Origin of the sequence: Corynebacterium sp. HMSC30G07 (genome assembly GCF_001806945.1) — a bacterium.
GTDB classification, from domain to species: Bacteria; Actinomycetota; Actinomycetes; order Mycobacteriales; family Mycobacteriaceae; genus Corynebacterium; species Corynebacterium riegelii.
The window spans coordinates 98725-115829 of record NZ_KV786473.1; the positions used below are offsets into that span (position 1 = coordinate 98725).

Here is a 17105-nt window from a genome sequence, read left to right on the forward strand (position 1 = left end):
AAGGCGAAAGTATAGCGCATTGGATGTAAATCCATATTCCGGGCCTGTGGGCGCGTCACGCTAGAGTTGGCAGCATGCTTTCTACGATGCAGGAGGTGCCGTTCTCCGTCGCCCGTATTTTGGAGTTCGGGAGTTCGGTGCATGGGTCCACCAAGTGCACCACGTGGCGTGAGAATCAGCCCGAGGAGACTACGTTTTCTGCGATTGCGGCGCGTGCGGGTGCGTTTGCGAATGCGTTGCATGATGAGTTGGGCATTGATGGTGATCAGCGTGTTGCCACCCTGATGTACAACTGTGCGGAGCATCTTGAGGTGATGTTCGCTGTGGCGTCGAAAGGCGCTGTGTTCACGCCGTTGAATGTGCAGCTGATGGAAGATCAGATTGCCTACATTGTCAATCACTCTGAAGCGCAGGTGATCGTGGCGGATCCGCGCCTGGCGGCCAAGCTTGGTCGGCTGCTTGAAATGTGCCCTTCGGTGCAAACTGTGGCGTTTATTGGCACTTCTCCTGTTGCTCCGCTGGCTGACCTTTTGCCGCAGGGGGTTGATGTTCGCAGCTATGAGATGCTTTTGGACGGCAGGTCGACCCTCTTTCCTTGGCCCTCTCTGCCGGAAAATACCGCTGCTGCTTTGGTGTATTCGACTGCAACGACGGGCGCGCCGAAAGGCGTGGCGTATTCGCATCGCTCGTTGTGGCTTGAGGCGATGAGTCTGCGTGCCACTGACTCGTTGGCGGTGACGCATGGTGAGTCGTTTTTGTGCTGCATTCCGATTTATCACGTGTTGTCCTGGGGTGTTCCACTTGCGGCGTTTTTGGCCGGCACACCGTTGGTGTTGCCAGATTCAGACGTTTCGGCCCCGACGTTGGCGGCTTTGATTGCATCGGCACACCCGCGTGTTGCGCATGGTGTGCCTACGTTGTGGATTCAGCTGATGGTGCATTACTTGAACAATCCTCCGGAGCGTATGAGCCTGCAGGAAATCTACGTTGGCGGTTCCCCTGCCCCGCCGGGGTTGATCAAGGTGTGGGAGGAACGCTATGGCGTTGACATCGTGCATGTGTGGGGCATGACGGAGACGTCCACTGTGGGTACGGTGGCGCGCCCGCCTTCGGGCGCTGCTGGTGAGGCCCGTTGGGCGTATCGCGTCTCCCAGGGCAGGTTCGCTCCCTGGTTGGAGTATCGAGTAGTCAATGACGGCATGGTGATGGCCTCCAACGACTTGACCCAGGGTGAGATCCAGGTGCGCGGCAACCTTGTTGCGGCAAGTTACTACCACTCGCCTACGCAAGAGAACGGCAAGATGGCCTCGGAGTTCCGTGGCGAGACGGTCACGGATGAGCGGGAGCACTTTACTGCGGACGGCTGGTTGCGCACGGGTGATGTGGGCACGGTGACGTATGACGGGTTTATGACGTTGTATGACCGTGCGCGTGATGTGATCCGCTCTGGCGGTGAGTGGATCTACTCCGCTCAGGTGGAAAACCTGATCATGGAGTCCGAGGAGGTCATCGAGTGCGCGGTGATTGGTATCCCGGATAAGAAGTGGGGCGAACGCCCCCTTGCTGTAACGGTTGTTCACCCGCAGGTCGAACCCAGTGCAGAGACCGCAGCTCGGCTCCGCGACGGGCTGGCTGATGTGTTGCCGCGTTGGATGGCGCCGGAGTATTGGACGTTTGTGCGCTCCATTGACAAGACGTCTGTGGGCAAGTTTGACAAGAAGGACCTGCGCAAGCACCTTAAACGTGGCGAGTTTGAGGTCATTGCGCTTCCGGGACCTGGTAACCGTAAGGCAGATTCCGCAAGCTCCGACCGCTAGAAACTTCGGGTCTTGTGGCGCAGATGCCTATCATGGGTCGAACTATGGCTCGTCCTGTTTCTTTACCAACGCCGGTGTCGGCTCGCAGACCTTCCCCGGTCGCGCCGACACCTGCGCAGTTGCCGCCGCCGCAGGAAGGCCCACGCACGCTTGTAGATACGTTTGGGCGCGTGGCGCGTGACCTGCGTGTCAGTCTCACGGATCGCTGCAACCTGCGCTGTACCTATTGCATGCCGGCAGAGGGTTTGGAGTGGATGCCCACGGAGCTTGCGCTGACGGATGAGGAGACGATCCGCCTGATCCGCATCGCCGTGGAGGATCTTGGGATTCGCCAGGTTCGCTTTACGGGTGGAGAGCCACTGTTGCGCAAGTCCCTTGAGAAGATCGTGGCTGCAACCAAGGCGATGCGCACAGACGAAGGCACATCGCCCACAACGGCGCTGACTACCAACGCGGTGGGCTTGGACAAACGTGCGCTCGCGCTGAAAGAGGCAGGCCTAGACCGCATCAACATCTCGCTGGACACCACCAGCCCCGAGCTGTATGCCGAGCTGACCCGGCGCGATCGCATCCAGGATGTGTTTTCCGGCATTGATGCTGCGCTCGAAGTAGGTCTTCACCCGGTCAAGGTCAACGCGGTGGTCATGCCGGGCGTGAATGACAACGCCATCACGGATCTGGCCACCTTTGCCCTGGATAAGGGCTTGCAGCTGCGCTTTATTGAGCAGATGCCGCTTGGCCCTCGTGAGCACTGGAAGCGCGGTGACATGGTCACGGCCGAGGAGATCCTGGGTAAGCTGCGGGAATCGTTTACGTTGCGCCCTGCAGCAACGCCGCGCGGAAGTGCCCCGGCTGCGCTGTGGGACGTCACGGATGGCACGCGCAGTGGGCAGATTGGCATTATCGCTTCGGTGACACATCCGTTCTGCGGCGCGTGTGATCGCACGCGGCTAACCACGGATGGTGCGGTGCGTTCGTGTCTGTTTTCGGCGCAGGCGGATGAGATTTCGCTGCGCGACGCCATGCGGGCAGGTGCCACCGACACGGAACTGGCTGACCTGTGGGCTGCGGCGATGTGGGCGAAGAAGCCTGGCCACGGTATTGATGATCCTGGCTTTTTGCAGCCGGAGCGTCTCATGAGCGAGATCGGAGGCTAACCCCATGCGCACCATCGATGAACACTTGGCTGAAGTCCTTGCGCTTGCCACGCCGCGTACTCAGAGCTTGCTGCTTGTCGACGCCACAGGACACGCCCTCGCCTCCCCCGCCCGAGCACGGTTTGCTGTGCCACCGTTTGATAATGCCGCGATGGATGGCTTCGCGGTCCGGGCAAGCGACTTGGACGGTGACGGCCCATGGACGCTGCCGGTTGCGGGTGATATCCCCGCAGGCGCCGCTCCTGTGGACTGCCCGAAAGGCCACGTGGTACGCATCATGACGGGTGCACCGATTCCTGCGGGTATTGATGACCTGATTGTCATCCCTGTTGAGCAGACCAACATTGAGCGCGGACCTGTAGAACTGCCCAAGCAGGTGACTATCAACGGGGCTGACACCAAGCGCGGCCACATCCGCCGCGCAGGCTCGGATACGCCGGTTGGCGCCGTGGTGGCGGACGTCGGCACGGTGATTGACGCCCCAACGCTTGCCGCGCTGGTGTCTACCGGCGTGCGCGAGGTTGAGGTCTACGCACTTCCCCGTGTTGCCGTCATCACCACCGGCGATGAGCTTGTCTCCTGGCCTGAGCCGATCACAGGCGCGCAGATTCCGAACTCGAATGCGCCGCTGCTCGCCCAGATCGCCCGCGATGCCGGTGCTGCCGAGGTCACCGAGCTGCACGCCAGTGATGGTGCAGAGGACTTCGCGCGCACCCTCAACCAGGCCGCGAAAACGCATGACATTGTGGTTACCGCTGGCGGGGTGAGTGCGGGTGCGTTTGATGTGGTGCGTCACGTAGCTAAGCACAACGGCTCCATGTGGTTCGGCCATGTCGCGCAGCGCCCTGGCGGACCGCAGGGCGTTGGTGTAAGCGCCGGCGCGCCGCTTGTGTGCCTGCCTGGCAACCCGGTGGCCGCGTTCGTCTCCGCGCACATGTATCTGGTGCCGCTGATTCGTGCTTTCGCTGGCAATACGCGCCCGCGCCCGCAGGTGCGCGCCATAACCGCCGAAGGCTTCCCGCAGCCGCACCCGAAAGTCACTCGCCTGATTCCGGTGCGTCTGGATTACAGCGGTGCCGAACCAGTCGCGCATGCGTTTTCACAGCACGTGGGCTCCCACATGGTTGCCTCGCTTACCGGCATCGACGGCATCGCGCTTCTCGCGCCGGGTGAGGAAACGCCGCAGCATCTCCACGTCACCTTGACCACCCTCTAGACTCCACCGATATGAAGTTCACTCACCTTGGTGCTAATGGCGAGGCCTACATGGTCGACGTCACGGCCAAACAGCCCACCGTCCGCGAAGCAACTGCACAGGGTGAGGTTGCCTGCTCACCGGAAGTCATGCAGGCACTGCGCGATGGCACGGTGCCCAAAGGTGACGTGCTCGCCGTCGCGCGCGTAGCTGGCATCTCAGCTGCCAAAAGAGTACCTGACCTGCTACCACTTGCCCACACGATTGGCGTACACGGCTGTGCGGTGGACCTTGAGTTGAAAGAAGACCACGTGTTTATCCAGGCAACGGTGCGAACCGCGGACCGCACCGGCGTTGAGATGGAAGCGCTCACGGCGGTCTCTGTGGCCGCGCTGTCCATCGTTGACATGGTCAAAGGTGTGGACCGCTCCGCATACGTGCGCCGCATGGGCATTACCGCCAAGTCCGGTGGCCGCTCCGGCGACTGGTCCCGCGAACTCCCCCAATAATCACCGTGCCTGCGCTTTCAGTCATCATCCTCGCCGGTGGTCGCTCCACCCGCATGGGCACAGACAAGGCCCAAGTGCGCGTTGAGGGCATCAGGCTTATCGACGCCACCTTGTCAGCGCTATCTGCCCTCCCCACTCCCACCACCCCAATCGTGGTCTCCCCATTTGATCTTGGGTTGCCACCCGAAATCCCAACTGTGTGCGAGGACCCACCCTTCGGCGGGCCAGTGGCCGGCATTGCTGCTGGTGTGGCGCTTGCAGATGCTGATCTGGTCGCCGTTGTAGCAGTTGATGCCCCGCACTCCCCGGAAGCGCTGCCGGCATTGGTCGAGGCGCTCCAGAACGCCCCGGATGCTGCCGCCGCCGTCGCCGTGGACGAAGAAGACTTTATGCAGCCGCTATGCGCGGTGTGGCGCAAGCAAGCGCTACTTGGGGCAATAGAAAAGGTGGGTACGCACGACGTGCCGGCGAAGGCGTTGTACAAGGTGGCGGGAAGCGTCGTCAAGCATGAGACCCAAGGCGCCGAGCGCGACTACGATACGCCAGAGGAGTTGGCCCAGCTAGGCCGGGTTGAGCTCTAGAAAACTCTGCTAGCTTTAGTGCCATGAACCGTGCCCTTGTCTGCATCTCTGTCATTACTGCTGCCGTTGCTCTTGCCGCTTGCTCCTCTGAGAGCGCAGACACCGCCGCAGGCGACAACCCGGACCTGACCGTTCTCGGCGCGGCCTCCACCCGCGTGATCAACGACGATCTGCAGGAGCTTTCCCCAAACACACTGACCTACATCAACGCAGGCTCCTCCGACCTGGTGCAGCAGCTGGTTGAAGGCGCGCCGGGCGACCTGTTGATCACGGCCGACCAGAAAAACATGGACGATGCGGTTGCCGCAGGCGTTGTTGCAGACCCGAAGGTTGTTGCCACCAACTCCATGGTGCTGGTGGTGCCGAAGGACAACCCAGCCAACATCCAGGGCGTAGATGGCTTGGCAAACGCCAAGGTGGTGCTGTGTGATGAGCAGGTGCCGTGCGGTGCTGTCTCCCGCACGCTGATTGCCGCGAACAACCTGGAGTTCACGCCGGTGTCGTTGGAGCACAACGTCACGGACACACTTGGCAAGGTCACCTCCGGTGAGGCTGACGCCGGGTTTGTCTACCGCACGGACGCAGCAGCCGCAGGTGATGCCGTATTGACCTTTGACATCCCGCACGCCGGTGAACACCCCAACTCACTCGTCGCGGCAGTAACCACCAACACCGAAAACCCCGAGGCAGCCGCTGCCCTTCTGGCGCTGCTGCTGAGCTCGAAGGACATGTGGACCAAGCACGGGTTTACGCCTGTGCAGGACTAATCCGTGCGACAGAAACTCTCTCCCGTTGTTGTTGTTTTGGCGTGGCTCACACTTGCGCTGATCCTCGCGCCGGTACTCGCGCTTGGTCTGCGTGTGCCGTGGGGCGATCTTGTCACCATTGCCACCTCTGCCGAAACGAGGCAGCTGCTTGAGGTGACGTTGGCTTCCGCCGTGATAGCCACACTTGTTGCACTAGGCCTTGGGCTTCCGCTCGCGCTGTGGATGCAGCGTTTGCGCCGTGGTGCGTTCCTGGCCCGCGGCCTGGTGCTGTTGCCGCTGGCGTTGCCGCCGGTAGTGGCAGGCCTTGCGCTCTCTGCGTTTATTGGCCGACGCGGGGTGGCCGCCCCACTGCTGGACCTGTTGGATTGGCAGTTCGCGTTCGCGTTTCCGGGTGTGGTGGCCTCGCACGTCTACATTGCGTTGCCGTTTGTGGTGATCACGCTCGATGCCGCGCTTCGCCAGCTTGATCGCAACATCACAGAATCAGCCGCCGCCGTGGGGATTCCGCGCGGCAAAATCCTGTGGCGTATCACCCTGCCAGCCATCGCGCCTGCTCTTGCGACGGCTGCGGGCCTAGCGTTCGCCCGCTCACTGGGCGAGTTCGGCACAACGCTGACCTTCGCCGGCTCCATGCCAGGGGTCACCCGCACCATGCCGCTGGGTATCTACCTGGCGCGTGAGGTGGAGCAGTCCGTGGCCTACGGGCTGGCCGCCATCCTGATCTTCCTGGCGGTTGTGGCGCTGGCGCTATCGGCACTCCCACAGCTGCTGCGCAAGAAACCTGCGGAGCCGAAACTCCGTGCCCAAAGCCCAGTTGATCAGGCGCGCCTGACCACGTTGACCAAGCCAGACCAGCCGAAGGAAGCCTCGCGCTTCCCCACCGGCAAAACCACTGCGCTCATCGGACCTAACGGTGCCGGCAAGACCACGCTGGTGCGCTCACTTGTTGCCCCAGGCGCGGTGCTGCTCACCCAGCACCCGGGACTGCCGCACACTACCACTGCCCTTGGTGCGGTAGCCATGGTCACCGACAAGGCTGCTGAGCTGCTCGACGCAGCTGGCCTTAGTGAGCTTGCGCAGGTCCCTGTCACCGAGCTTTCCACCGGCCAGGCTGCCCAGGTTGCGCTGGTGCGTGCCTTGGCCCCGCGACCGGGCATGTTGCTTTTAGACGAGCCGCTGTCCGCCATCGACGCCCCCACCTCCGCCCAATGGCGCTCCCTTCTGCGTGCCGCGTCCCAGGACCGCACCACGGTGATTATCACGCACGACACGGCAGATATTTTCAATCTGGCCGATACGGTCGCAGTGCTTGAACGCGGTAAGCTACGCGGCCTTTCGTCCGTTGCCCAGGAAGCAGCGCTGCCAACCACCGAGTTTTCCGCACACTTGATGGGCAAGGCACGCCGTGAGGGCACCGCGGTAGGTGCTGCACGCGAAGGCGCGCCCGCTGACATGCGCACCCCCTCCGGCGTAATCCATGGCGTTGCCGCCACTGACCTTGAAGCAGGCAGTGCGGCCATTGCCGTCTACCCGCTTGACTGCCCTGATCAGGTGCGCATCTTCAGCGCATGATCACCAGCTCTAGCCGCCGGCAAACGGCGGCAACACGTCCACGCGGCTCGCTCCTGTGAGGGAGGCATCGGGGGTGGCGCGCTGGCCGTCGATAAGAATGGTGCAGCGATCCAGGATGGGTTGGAGGTCTGGATGGCGCGCTGCGGCGTCGGCAAGCAAGAGCTCCAGTGTCGGCAGTGCCTCGACGTCTTCTTCGGCGAGCCCGGCGGCGGCGCGGGCGGCCGCGAAATAATGGATTCGCATGCCACTACAGTAGCTGGCATGGCTCGAACTCCCGAAGATCATCTCGCTGCCGTGCGCGCGCTTGCGCCGACACTGCCCGCGGAAACCCTGCCGGTAACTGAAGCGGCGGGGCGTTTCCTGGCTCAGGATGTGCTGGCCAAGTGTGATGCGCCGAGTTTTGATAACTCCCAGATGGACGGCTACGCCTTGCCGCAAGCGGGCTCCGGCACGTGGCGGGTTGGCCCAACCGTGCCGGCTGGTGTGGACCCGGATGAGTGTTACCCGCGTGGGCTCGACTGCGCTGCGCCCGTAATGACGGGGACGAAGCTGCCCGCAGGTACCGCGGCGGTCGTGCCGGTTGAGGCATGCACCCCTGGCGAGTTTGTCAACGAAGGCGCCGAAGTCAGCGTGCCGGATTGCCCGCCGGGGCAGTTTGTGCGCCTTGCCGGCTCTGATATCCGCGCAGGTGACCTGCTGGCACCTGCGGGTGCGGTGGTCACCCCGGCGCTCATTGGTGCGCTGATCGGCCAGGGTATCGCCGAAGTGCAGGTGCGCAGGCGTGCACGGATTCTCACCATCACCGGCGGCAAAGAGATCGGTGGCACGGGTACTGCGAGCATTCCGGATTCCAACGGGCCCATGCTCACCGTGCTCGCGCAGCTCCACGGCATTGATGTTGTAGGCACGCTTCGCACCAACGATGACCCAAATGACCTTGAGCGCGCGGTCACCCACGCCGTGGACACCCTGAATCCCGACGCGATTGTCACCTCTGGCGGGATCAGCCACGGCAAGTTTGAGGTCATCCGCCAGGTGTTCACCGACGGCTGGTACGGGCACGTCGCGCAGCAGCCGGGCGGACCGCAGGGCCTGAGCACCTTCGCCGGTGTACCCGTGCTGAGCCTGCCGGGCAACCCGATTTCAACGCTGGTGAGTTTCCGCCTGTACGTCGCCCCCGTGTTTGGGCACGCGCCGGCGCCTGCATGGGTGCCACTCGCGGCCGACACCACGGGCCTGGACAACCGCGAGCAGTTCCTGCGCGGGCGGATGATCGACGGCCAGGCGCACCCCATCGGCGGGCCGGGCTCGCACCTGCTCAGCCAGGCAGCCCAGGCCGACTGCCTGATCCGCATCCCGGTTGCCGCCACGCTTCGCGCAGGCGAGCTGGTTATGGTCTACCCCTTGTAATTTCCCCTTGTAAGGTGGGCTGCACGATGAACACAGCACGAGTTATTGTTGCCTCCACCCGCGCCGCCGCGAGCAGATACGAGGACAAATCGGGCCCGGTTGCGGTGGAGTTTTTGCGCCGCATGGGCTTTGACACCCCGGATGCGCTTGTGGTGCCCGACGCTGAGATCGCCGGCGCTGTGCGCGGCGCGCTTGCCCAGCAGCCTGCGGTGTTGCTCACCTCGGGTGGCACGGGCCTTTCGCTTGACGACGCTACCGTAAGCGCCATCACCCCCCTTTTAGACAAGCAGCTGCCCGGGATTGTCCAGGAGTTTTTCCGCGTGGGCCTGGAAAACACGCCGACGGCGATCCTTTCCGGCGCCGTTGCGGGTCTGGCCGGTTCCACGTTTGTGATGACGCTTCCGGGTTCCCCCGGCGGGGTCAAGGACGGCTGCACGGTGCTTGAGCCGGTGCTGCCGCACATTGTGGAGCTGATCTCCCCCGTTCACTCCGCCCCGAGGGACCCGGATTACGTCTGGGAGCAGACTGGTGTGGTTGTGGGGACGTCGATTAGCGCGGAGCCCTTGGCCGCTATTGATGTGAGCGATGTGACCACTGATGCCATGGGTGCACTGGTGCGTTTTGAGGGCATCGTGCGCAACCACGACCACGGCGAGCGCGTTGCCGCACTGACTTATGAGTCCCATCCCACCGCCGAGGCGGAGCTTGCGCGTGTGGTGGAAGAGGTCGCCGCCAAGCACCCGGTGCGTCTGTACGCCGCACACCGCGTGGGTCCTGTGCCGATTGGTGAGCTGGCGTTTGTGGTGCTTGCCGCCGCCGCACACCGTGGCGATGCGTTTGCCGCCTGCGAAGAGGTCGCCGACCGCGTCAAGGCCGAGGTGCCCATTTGGAAAGAGCAGCTGATGGCGGATGGCACCACGCACTGGGTTGGCATTGATGGATAGGTACGCCCGCCAGGTCTCACTCATCGGCACCGAGGCGCAGGCCCGCATCCGCGGCGCCCGCATCGGCGTGATCGGGGCCGGCGGGCTCGGCTCGCCTGCATTGCTCTACCTTGCCGGGGCCGGTGTTGGGAGCATCCTGATTATCGACGCCGACGTCACCTCCACCACCAACCTCCACCGCCAAATCGTCCACTCTGGCGAAACGGTGGGCGTGCCAAAGGTAGAATCCGCCGCCGCACGCCTGAAAGCGCTCAACCCTGATACCCAGGTAGATGCCGTAAATCATCGCCTGACGTGGTCAAACGACGGTGCAGACGCTGTTGCGCTGCTCGAAGGCTGCGATGTGGTGCTGGACGGCTCCGACAACTTTGCCACCCGCCACGTGGTCTCACACGCGTGCGCGCGCCTTGGTATCCCGCACGTGTGGGGGTCCATCTTGGGCTTTGAGGCGCAGATGAGCGTGTTCTGGGCAGGACGTGGGCCGGTGTATGAGGACCTCTTCCCCGCCCCGCCGCCGCCAGGCTCGGTGCCCTCGTGCGCGCAGGCGGGCGTGCTTGGCCCGTTGGTGGGTGTGGTTGGCTCCGCGATGGCTGCCGAGGCGCTCAAGATTGTCACGCGTCTCGGGGATCCACTGGTTGGTCAGCTTGGGTACTACGACATGTTGGCCGGCACCTGGGAGTACATTGCGCTTGCCCCAGACCCCCAGGTCACCGAGCAGGTGCGCACCGGCACCCCGCCGACCGGGCCCGCTGAGGTGGAATCCATCGCCGAAGGCGCGACGATCATCGACGTCCGCGAGCCCGAAGAATTCACCACCGGCCACCTGCCCGGCGCCATCAACGTGCCACTCGGGCAGATTATGGAAGGCGAAACCCCGGACGAGCTAGAGAACGGTGGCGTAATTGTTTGCGCCAGTGGCGTGCGCTCCTCTGAGGCAGTCGCCATCTTGGAGGCGCGCGGGCTGACCGGGTTGGCCAGCCTCCGCGGCGGGATGGAGCGCTTCTAAAGCAGTTCCGCTACAACTGGGCCCGCAACCTCGAGTTCGAGGACGCGGAGGTTGGCCGCGCGAGCGTCGTCAAGCAGGGCCTGATCAACATCCGTAGTGGTCAACACCATCGCGGTCGGACCCGCGCCGGACAGAAACGCAGCGTAGCCGCGGTTGCGCAGGCGGTTGACCCACTCCGCGGTCACCGGCAGCACATCTGCGCGGTACGGCTGGTGCAGACGATCGCGGGTGCCTTCCCACAAAAGCTCCGGGTTGTGCTGCAGCGCCGCCGTCATCACCGCGGTACGCGACACGTTGAAACGCGCATCGGTGTGCGTGACGTGACTCGGCAGCACCGCACGCACCGCGTTTGTGGAGGCATGGAACTCCGGCACCAGCGCCACCGCCTTAATTGACGGATCCACCGGGATGCCCACCGCACGGTAGCTGGGCTTGGAGCGACCATCCACCGGAATGTCGGTCCAGGACACCACCGCCCCGCCGAGCACAGACGCACCCGCGTTATCCGGGTGGCCCTCAAACTCAGAGGACAGCTGCACCAGCGCGTCATTATCCAACGGCGAGCCAGCCAACGTGTTCGCGGCAACCACACCCGCCACTGCGGCAGCGGCCGAAGAGCCCAAGCCACGCGACTGCGGGATGTTGTTGTGGCAGATCACCTTGAGGCCGGGCGCGTTGGCGTCACAAGCCGCAAGACCCAAACGAATCGCCTTGACCACCAGGTGGGAGCTATCGCGCGGCAGGTCTTCCGCACCCTCGCCGATGATCTCAATCTCCAGGCCCGACGCGGTGACCTCAACCTCAACGGTGTCGTAAATACCCACCGCGATGCCAAGCGTGTCAAAACCGGGGCCCAGGTTTGCCGAAGATCCCGGAACCGTCACACGTGCGCGGGTGCCAATCTGCAGGTCAATAGCCATAACTTTCCAGCCTTTCCCGTTAGTCGTGCAAACGCAGCACGGAGTTCACAGCGCGGACGTCCTCGTGCTTGGCCAGACGGTCCACAATCTCGCGCAGATCCTTCTCGCGTGCCTTGTGCGTGACCACAATCAGGTGAGCCTCATCGCCGGACTCCTCCTGGCGCACGGCGGCAAGCGACACATCCGAATCCGCAAACTGGTGCGCCAGGTCCGCCAACACGCCCACGCGGTCATTGACCGTCATGTTCACGTGGTAGCGAGTCTCCACCTCATCAAAGCCCACCACGTCATAGTTGGCGTACGGGTTTTCTGCTGGGGCGCGGCCGCCGTGGATCTTGTTGCGGGCTGCACCAACCAGATCACCCAGCACAGCGGATGCCGTCGGCGCGCCGCCTGCACCGTTGCCGTAGAACATCAGACGGCCAGCGGCCTCAGCCTCAACGAAGATTGCGTTGTAGCTCTGGTCCACGCTTGCCAGCGGGTGGTCATTCGGCACCAAGGTCGGGTGTACGCGCGCGTTCACAGCGCGGGTGGAGCCGTCCTCATTAAACAGACGCTCACAAATAGCCAGCAGCTTGATCGTCTGGTTGGCCTTCTTCGCCGCCGCGATGTCCTCTGCGGTAATCGAGCTAATAGCCTCGCAGTACACATCATCAAAGGTCACGCGTGTGTGGAAGCCCATGGATGCCAAGATCGCGGCCTTGGACGCAGCGTCGTGACCCTCCACGTCCGCGGTCGGGTCAGCCTCGGCGTAGCCCAAGCGGGTGGCCTCTGCCAGCGCATCCTCGTAGCTTGCGCCAGTGGTTGCCATCGCATCCAGGATGAAGTTGGTCGTGCCGTTGACAATGCCCGCGATGCGCTGCACCTGGTCACCAGCCAGGGAGCGACGCAGCATGCCCACCACCGGGATCGCCGCAGCCACAGCAGCCTCGTAGTACAAGTCCACACCGGCCTCATTCGCCGCATCTGCCAGCTCAGAGCCGTGTGCAGCAACCAGGGCCTTATTCGCCGTCACCACGGACTTACCCGCACGCAGCGCTTTGAGCACCAGCTCACGCGGGTAATCAATGCCGCCGATAACCTCTACAACCACATCGACGTCGTCGCGCTCGACCAGCGAATGCGCGTCGTCCGTAAGCAAAAGCCCCTGGACTTCGGGGGCATCTTTATGCTTTTCGACGTTCGACACCGCCACCCCACGAACCTCAATCGGTCCGCCGATACGCTGCTCCAAATTATTGGAGAATTCTCCGATGAGGCGCAGCACTTCAGTACCAACGGTGCCTTTACCTAAGATGGCCACGCCGACCGGCGCGCCAGCACCCTTGCCAGGGTAGTTACCGTTGCTTTCAGCGGATGTCATTTGGATAGCTCCTTTAAGGCTCGGTTGAGTCGGCAATAACGCCACAGTGTACCGCTTTGTCTAGTAGAGCGCGCATTCAGATTCACTCCGTGATGGTTGAAAGTGGAGCTGAATCGACCATTGCATACATCTTGTACAACTTGTATGATTCGTGGCATGACTTCGACCACGCTTTCAGAGTTTCGCGCGAACCAGAGCCTCTATATTGCTTCCGCACAACGCGAGCCCGTTGAAATCCTTTCACGAGGCGCGATTCGTCGAGCGGTTCTAGTGTCACCTGAGCTGTTCGATCGCGCTATGGAAGCTCTTGAGGACAAAATGGACCTAGCTGAAGCCAGGTCAGTCGACTTGGATGACTTGGTTAGTCACGAGGATCTGATGGAGGAATTGGGATTCAATTCCAATGCCTAGGCAATATCGGATTCTTTACGCACGGTCAGCAGCAAAAGCAATTAAAAAGCTAGACCGCACCACGGCGAAGCGAATCACCGAAGCAATCAGCAATCTGGCCGAAGACCCTCGCCCAGCCGGATCAATCAAACTGGCCGGCGGTGACGGGGAGCGGCGCATTCGCATTGGAGACTACCGCGTCATCTACAAGGTGGAAGATGACCAGCTCATTGTCATTGTTTTAAAAGCTGGTCATCGTCGCAGCATCTACCAATAAGATGGCCGAGCCTCTAGCCGCGCTAGTACTCGCGGGCGAGCAAGTCCTCCACCGTTTCGCGGCGCAGCATTGGCGTGACCTTGCCATCGTGAACTGAAACGACTGCCGGGCGGCCAAAGGCGTTGTAGTTCGACGCCATGGAATAGCAGTACGCGCCAGTTGCGGCGAGCGCGATGAGATCGCCTCGGGCAATATCGTCGGGCCAGTTGGCGTCATTGATCAAAATGTCACCGGACTCGCAGTGGCTGCCCACCAAACGTGTGGCGGTTGGGGTGCCGGTGGCGAGGCGGTTGACCAGGCGTGCGTCGTAAAGCGAGGCGTACAGTGCCGGGCGAATGTTGTCACTCATGCCACCGTCGACGGAAATGTAGCGACGCGTTGAGGTGTAACTCGTACTCACGTCCTTGACCACGCCGGCGGAGTACACCGTGACTGTGGAGGGGCCCGCGATGGCACGCCCCGGCTCTACCACCACCGTCGGCGGGACAATGCCTAAATCTTCCGCCACGTTGTCTACCTCGCGCAGCAGGTCACGAGCCACAGCAGCAACATCTAGCGGAGCCTCATCGGCCGTGTAAGCGATGCCGTAGCCGCCACCCAGATCCAGGTAGCTCAATGCCATATTGCGCTCGCGGAAAATCTGGGCGTAGAGCCCAAGCACGCGCTGCGCGGCGAGCTTGAAGCCTTCAGCGTCAAACACCTGCGAGCCGACGTGTGCGTGCAGGCCGGTCAGGTCAAGGTGCGGGGAATCAATAGCGTCACAGGCTGCTTTGTACGCAGAGCCCGACGCCAACGACAGGCCGAACTTCTGGTCCTCATGGCTGGTGGCGATGAACTCGTGCGTGTGCGCATCCACGCCCGGCTTCACACGCACGAACACGTCTTGGCGCACCCCTGCTGCGGCAGCAACGTTTTCAAGCAGCGCAAGCTCCTCGTGGGAGTCAATCACCACATGGCCCACGCCGGAATCCACACACAGCTGCAAAAACGCAACGGACTTGTTGTTGCCGTGCACCGTGATGCGCTCCGGCGGAAAGCTGGCCGCAAGCGCAATGCGTAGCTCGTTTTCGCTGGCCACATCCAAAGAGAGGCCTTCCTCATCCACCCAACGCGCAATTGTGCGGGTGAGAAACGCCTTGGACGCGTAGTGCACATTTTCGGCTGCCTTAAATGCCGTGGCCATATCGCGGCAGCGGGAACGGAAATCATCCTCGTCCACCACCATCACAGGCGTGCCGTACTCTTCTGCAATCTGCGTCAGCGGCACACCGGCAATGGACACCACGCCGTTTCCATCGCGGCGGGCGTTACGCGGCCACACGTGTTCGGGCAGCCTATTGAAGGCCTCTACGTCCTGCAGTGGGGTGCGCCTGCGCTCGGCTGCGCGCTGTGCGGCGGGGACATCTTCTCTTGGGTGAGTCATTTACATCCGCTCCGGTGCGCTCACGCCCAGCATGGCAAGTGCGTTGGACAGAACCTGGCGGGTGGCCTGGGCCAGTGCAAGGCGTGCAGTGTGGATCGGCGCTGGCTCCTCATCCGCCTTGGGCAGAATGTGGCAGGAGTCGTAGAACTTGTGGAAGGCGCTTGCCAGCTCCTCGGCGTAGCGGGCCACACGGTGCGGCTCACGAAGCTCAGCGGCCGCCTTAACCACAGCCGGGAACTCACCAAGCGTACGGATCAGGTCGCCCTCCTTCTCGTGCTCAAGCAGGCCCAAGTCCAGCTCCCCATCGGTGCTTACGCCAGCTTCGGCAGCGCGACGGTCAATGGAGCACAGACGTGCGTGGCCGTACTGGACGTAATAAACCGGGTTATCAGAAGACGCCTTGGTCCACAGGTCCAGATCAATATCCAGAGTGGAGTCCACAGAGGAGCGAACCAGCGAGTAGCGCGCCCCGTCTACCCCAATTGCGTCAACCAGGTCATCCAGCGTGATCACGGTGCCCGCACGCTTGGACATCTTGACCGCCTCACCGTCGCGCACCAGGTTCACCAGCTGGCCAATCAGGACCTCCACCGCCTCAGGGTCGTAGCCCAGTGCCTGGGCTGCAGCACGTAGACGCGCGATGTATCCGTGGTGGTCCGCACCCAGCATGTAGATGGCCAGGTTGTGGCCGCGGTCAAACTTGTCTGCCACGTACGCAATGTCGCCGGCGATGTAGGCGGCGTTGCCGTCGGACTTAATCACCACACGGTCCTTGTCATCCCCAAAGTCCGTGGAACGCAGCCACCACGCACCTTCAGACTCGTACAGGTTGCCGTTGTCCTTCAGCTTTTGGATAGCGCGATCCACCGCACCGGATTCAAACAGGGAGTTCTCGTGGAAGTACACATCAAAGTCCACGCCAAACTCGTGCAAGGACTCCTTGATCTGCGCGAACATCATCTCTACGCCCTCGGCGCGAAAGAGCTCCTGCACCTCTGCGTCAGTGCCGTTCAGTGCATCCGGCTGCTTTGCCACAATCGCAGCTGCGATCTCCTGAATGTAGGCACCGCCGTAGCCGTCCTCCGGCGTCGGCTCATGCTTCGCGGCAGCAACCAAGGAACGGGCAAAGCGGTCAATCTGCCCACCGTGGTCGTTGAAGTAATACTCACGCGTTACCTCTGCGCCAGCTGCCTCTAAAACACGGCCAAGCGAATCACCCACGGCAGCCCAGCGGGTGCCGCCAAGGTGGATCGGACCCGTCGGGTTCGCAGACACAAACTCCAAGTTGATCTTCTTACCCGCGTACAGATCCGAATTACCAAAGGCCTTACCCGCCTCAAGGATCTGCGCTACCAGCTGGCCCTGCGCGTCAGACGCCAGGCGCAAGTTGATAAAGCCCGGGCCAGCGATCTCCGCGGAGGCGATTGCGGGGTGGTTCCCCAAAGCGTCCACAAGCAACTGGCCCAACTCACGCGGATTCAGGCCCACCTTCTTAGCCACCTGCAACGCCACATTGGTGGCGTAATCACCATGTTCGGGGTTTCGGGGACGCTCAACCGTCACCGCCTCAGGCACGGCGGAGGTGTCCAAACCGCGCTGCTCAAGCACGTCGATAGTGAACTGGCGAATGGTAGCTGCAAGATCTGCTGGAGTCATGGAAAAGCAGTCTACGGTACGCGGGCACAAGGTCCACCTACTGGGGAATTCAGTCAAATTATACGAGAGGTGACATAATTCTCTTTGTCTTTGTTTATCACCCCATATCACCCACCGA

17 protein-coding genes are annotated in these 17105 nt (G+C 62.4%); 12 read left to right on the forward strand and 5 right to left on the reverse strand.

Features of this window, described 5'->3' with window-relative positions:
* Window positions 1-74: 74 nt before the first annotated feature.
* The 7 genes from HMPREF3104_RS08675 to HMPREF3104_RS08705 are packed head-to-tail and all read left to right on the forward strand — an operon-like array spanning window position 75 to window position 7598.
* Window positions 75-1817, forward strand: a complete 1743-nt coding sequence (locus tag HMPREF3104_RS08675; RefSeq protein WP_070495196.1) for a long-chain fatty-acid--CoA ligase — start codon at window positions 75-77, stop codon at window positions 1815-1817.
* A gap of 44 nt (window positions 1818-1861) precedes the next feature.
* Complete coding sequence (moaA, locus tag HMPREF3104_RS08680; protein WP_371441053.1) at window positions 1862-2974, forward strand: GTP 3',8-cyclase MoaA; 1113 nt, start codon at window positions 1862-1864, stop codon at window positions 2972-2974.
* A gap of 4 nt (window positions 2975-2978) precedes the next feature.
* Window positions 2979-4190 (forward strand): molybdopterin molybdotransferase MoeA, encoded by a 1212-nt coding sequence (gene glp / locus HMPREF3104_RS08685; protein ID WP_070495197.1) that lies wholly within the window; start codon window positions 2979-2981, stop codon window positions 4188-4190.
* Window positions 4191-4201: 11 nt separating this feature from the next.
* A complete protein-coding gene (gene moaC / locus HMPREF3104_RS08690) occupies window positions 4202-4678 on the forward strand; it encodes a cyclic pyranopterin monophosphate synthase MoaC (RefSeq protein WP_070495198.1) in 477 nt (158 codons plus the stop codon).
* A 5-nt stretch (window positions 4679-4683) separates the two neighbouring features.
* Window positions 4684-5259, forward strand: a complete 576-nt coding sequence (locus HMPREF3104_RS08695; protein ID WP_246816400.1) for a molybdenum cofactor guanylyltransferase — start codon at window positions 4684-4686, stop codon at window positions 5257-5259.
* Window positions 5260-5282: 23 nt separating this feature from the next.
* Entirely contained in the window at window positions 5283-6026 is a 744-nt protein-coding gene (modA, locus tag HMPREF3104_RS08700; RefSeq protein WP_070495199.1) for a molybdate ABC transporter substrate-binding protein, read from the forward strand.
* A 3-nt stretch (window positions 6027-6029) separates the two neighbouring features.
* Window positions 6030-7598, forward strand: a complete 1569-nt coding sequence (locus tag HMPREF3104_RS08705; RefSeq protein ID WP_141738190.1) for an ATP-binding cassette domain-containing protein — start codon at window positions 6030-6032, stop codon at window positions 7596-7598.
* Window positions 7599-7607: 9 nt separating this feature from the next.
* On the opposite strand, the gene HMPREF3104_RS08710 is transcribed toward HMPREF3104_RS08705, so the two are convergent.
* A complete protein-coding gene (locus HMPREF3104_RS08710) occupies window positions 7608-7841 on the reverse strand; it encodes a MoaD/ThiS family protein (protein WP_070495201.1) in 234 nt (77 codons plus the stop codon).
* Between the two features lie 18 nt (window positions 7842-7859).
* On the opposite strand from HMPREF3104_RS08710, the gene HMPREF3104_RS08715 reads away from it, so the two are divergent.
* The 3 genes from HMPREF3104_RS08715 to HMPREF3104_RS08725 are packed head-to-tail and all read left to right on the forward strand — an operon-like array spanning window position 7860 to window position 10958.
* Window positions 7860-9008: a molybdopterin molybdotransferase MoeA gene (locus HMPREF3104_RS08715; protein WP_070495202.1), complete on the forward strand. Its 1149-nt coding sequence runs from the start codon at window positions 7860-7862 to the stop codon at window positions 9006-9008.
* Window positions 9009-9034: 26 nt separating this feature from the next.
* Window positions 9035-9952: a molybdenum cofactor biosynthesis protein MoaE gene (locus HMPREF3104_RS12960; protein WP_070495203.1), complete on the forward strand. Its 918-nt coding sequence runs from the start codon at window positions 9035-9037 to the stop codon at window positions 9950-9952.
* Window positions 9918-10958 carry a ThiF family adenylyltransferase gene (locus tag HMPREF3104_RS08725; protein ID WP_070495204.1) on the forward strand — a complete coding sequence of 347 codons (1041 nt, stop codon included), beginning with the start codon at window positions 9918-9920 and terminating at the stop codon, window positions 10956-10958. Before HMPREF3104_RS12960 ends, HMPREF3104_RS08725 begins: the two co-directional genes overlap by 35 nt.
* On the opposite strand, the gene thrB is transcribed toward HMPREF3104_RS08725, so the two are convergent.
* Both thrB and HMPREF3104_RS08735 read right to left on the reverse strand, forming a co-directional pair.
* A complete protein-coding gene (gene thrB, locus HMPREF3104_RS08730; RefSeq protein ID WP_070495205.1) occupies window positions 10955-11878 on the reverse strand; it encodes a homoserine kinase in 924 nt (307 codons plus the stop codon). The two genes, HMPREF3104_RS08725 and thrB, sit on opposite strands and share 4 nt — an antisense overlap.
* Window positions 11879-11897: 19 nt before the next feature.
* A complete protein-coding gene (locus tag HMPREF3104_RS08735; protein WP_070495206.1) occupies window positions 11898-13241 on the reverse strand; it encodes a homoserine dehydrogenase in 1344 nt (447 codons plus the stop codon).
* Between the two features lie 156 nt (window positions 13242-13397).
* On the opposite strand from HMPREF3104_RS08735, the gene HMPREF3104_RS08740 reads away from it, so the two are divergent.
* Both HMPREF3104_RS08740 and HMPREF3104_RS08745 read left to right on the forward strand, forming a co-directional pair.
* Window positions 13398-13652: a type II toxin-antitoxin system Phd/YefM family antitoxin gene (locus HMPREF3104_RS08740; RefSeq protein WP_052206383.1), complete on the forward strand. Its 255-nt coding sequence runs from the start codon at window positions 13398-13400 to the stop codon at window positions 13650-13652.
* Window positions 13645-13908 carry a type II toxin-antitoxin system RelE family toxin gene (locus HMPREF3104_RS08745; protein ID WP_052204705.1) on the forward strand — a complete coding sequence of 88 codons (264 nt, stop codon included), beginning with the start codon at window positions 13645-13647 and terminating at the stop codon, window positions 13906-13908. The genes HMPREF3104_RS08740 and HMPREF3104_RS08745 overlap by 8 nt, the downstream gene beginning before the upstream one ends.
* Window positions 13909-13930: 22 nt before the next feature.
* Here HMPREF3104_RS08745 and lysA read toward each other — a convergent pair whose 3' ends face one another.
* Both lysA and argS read right to left on the reverse strand, forming a co-directional pair.
* Window positions 13931-15268, reverse strand: a complete 1338-nt coding sequence (lysA, locus tag HMPREF3104_RS08750) for a diaminopimelate decarboxylase (protein ID WP_070495659.1) — start codon at window positions 15266-15268, stop codon at window positions 13931-13933.
* Window positions 15269-15331: 63 nt separating this feature from the next.
* A complete protein-coding gene (gene argS, locus HMPREF3104_RS08755; RefSeq protein ID WP_070495207.1) occupies window positions 15332-16987 on the reverse strand; it encodes an arginine--tRNA ligase in 1656 nt (551 codons plus the stop codon).
* Window positions 16988-17105: the final 118 nt, after the last annotated feature.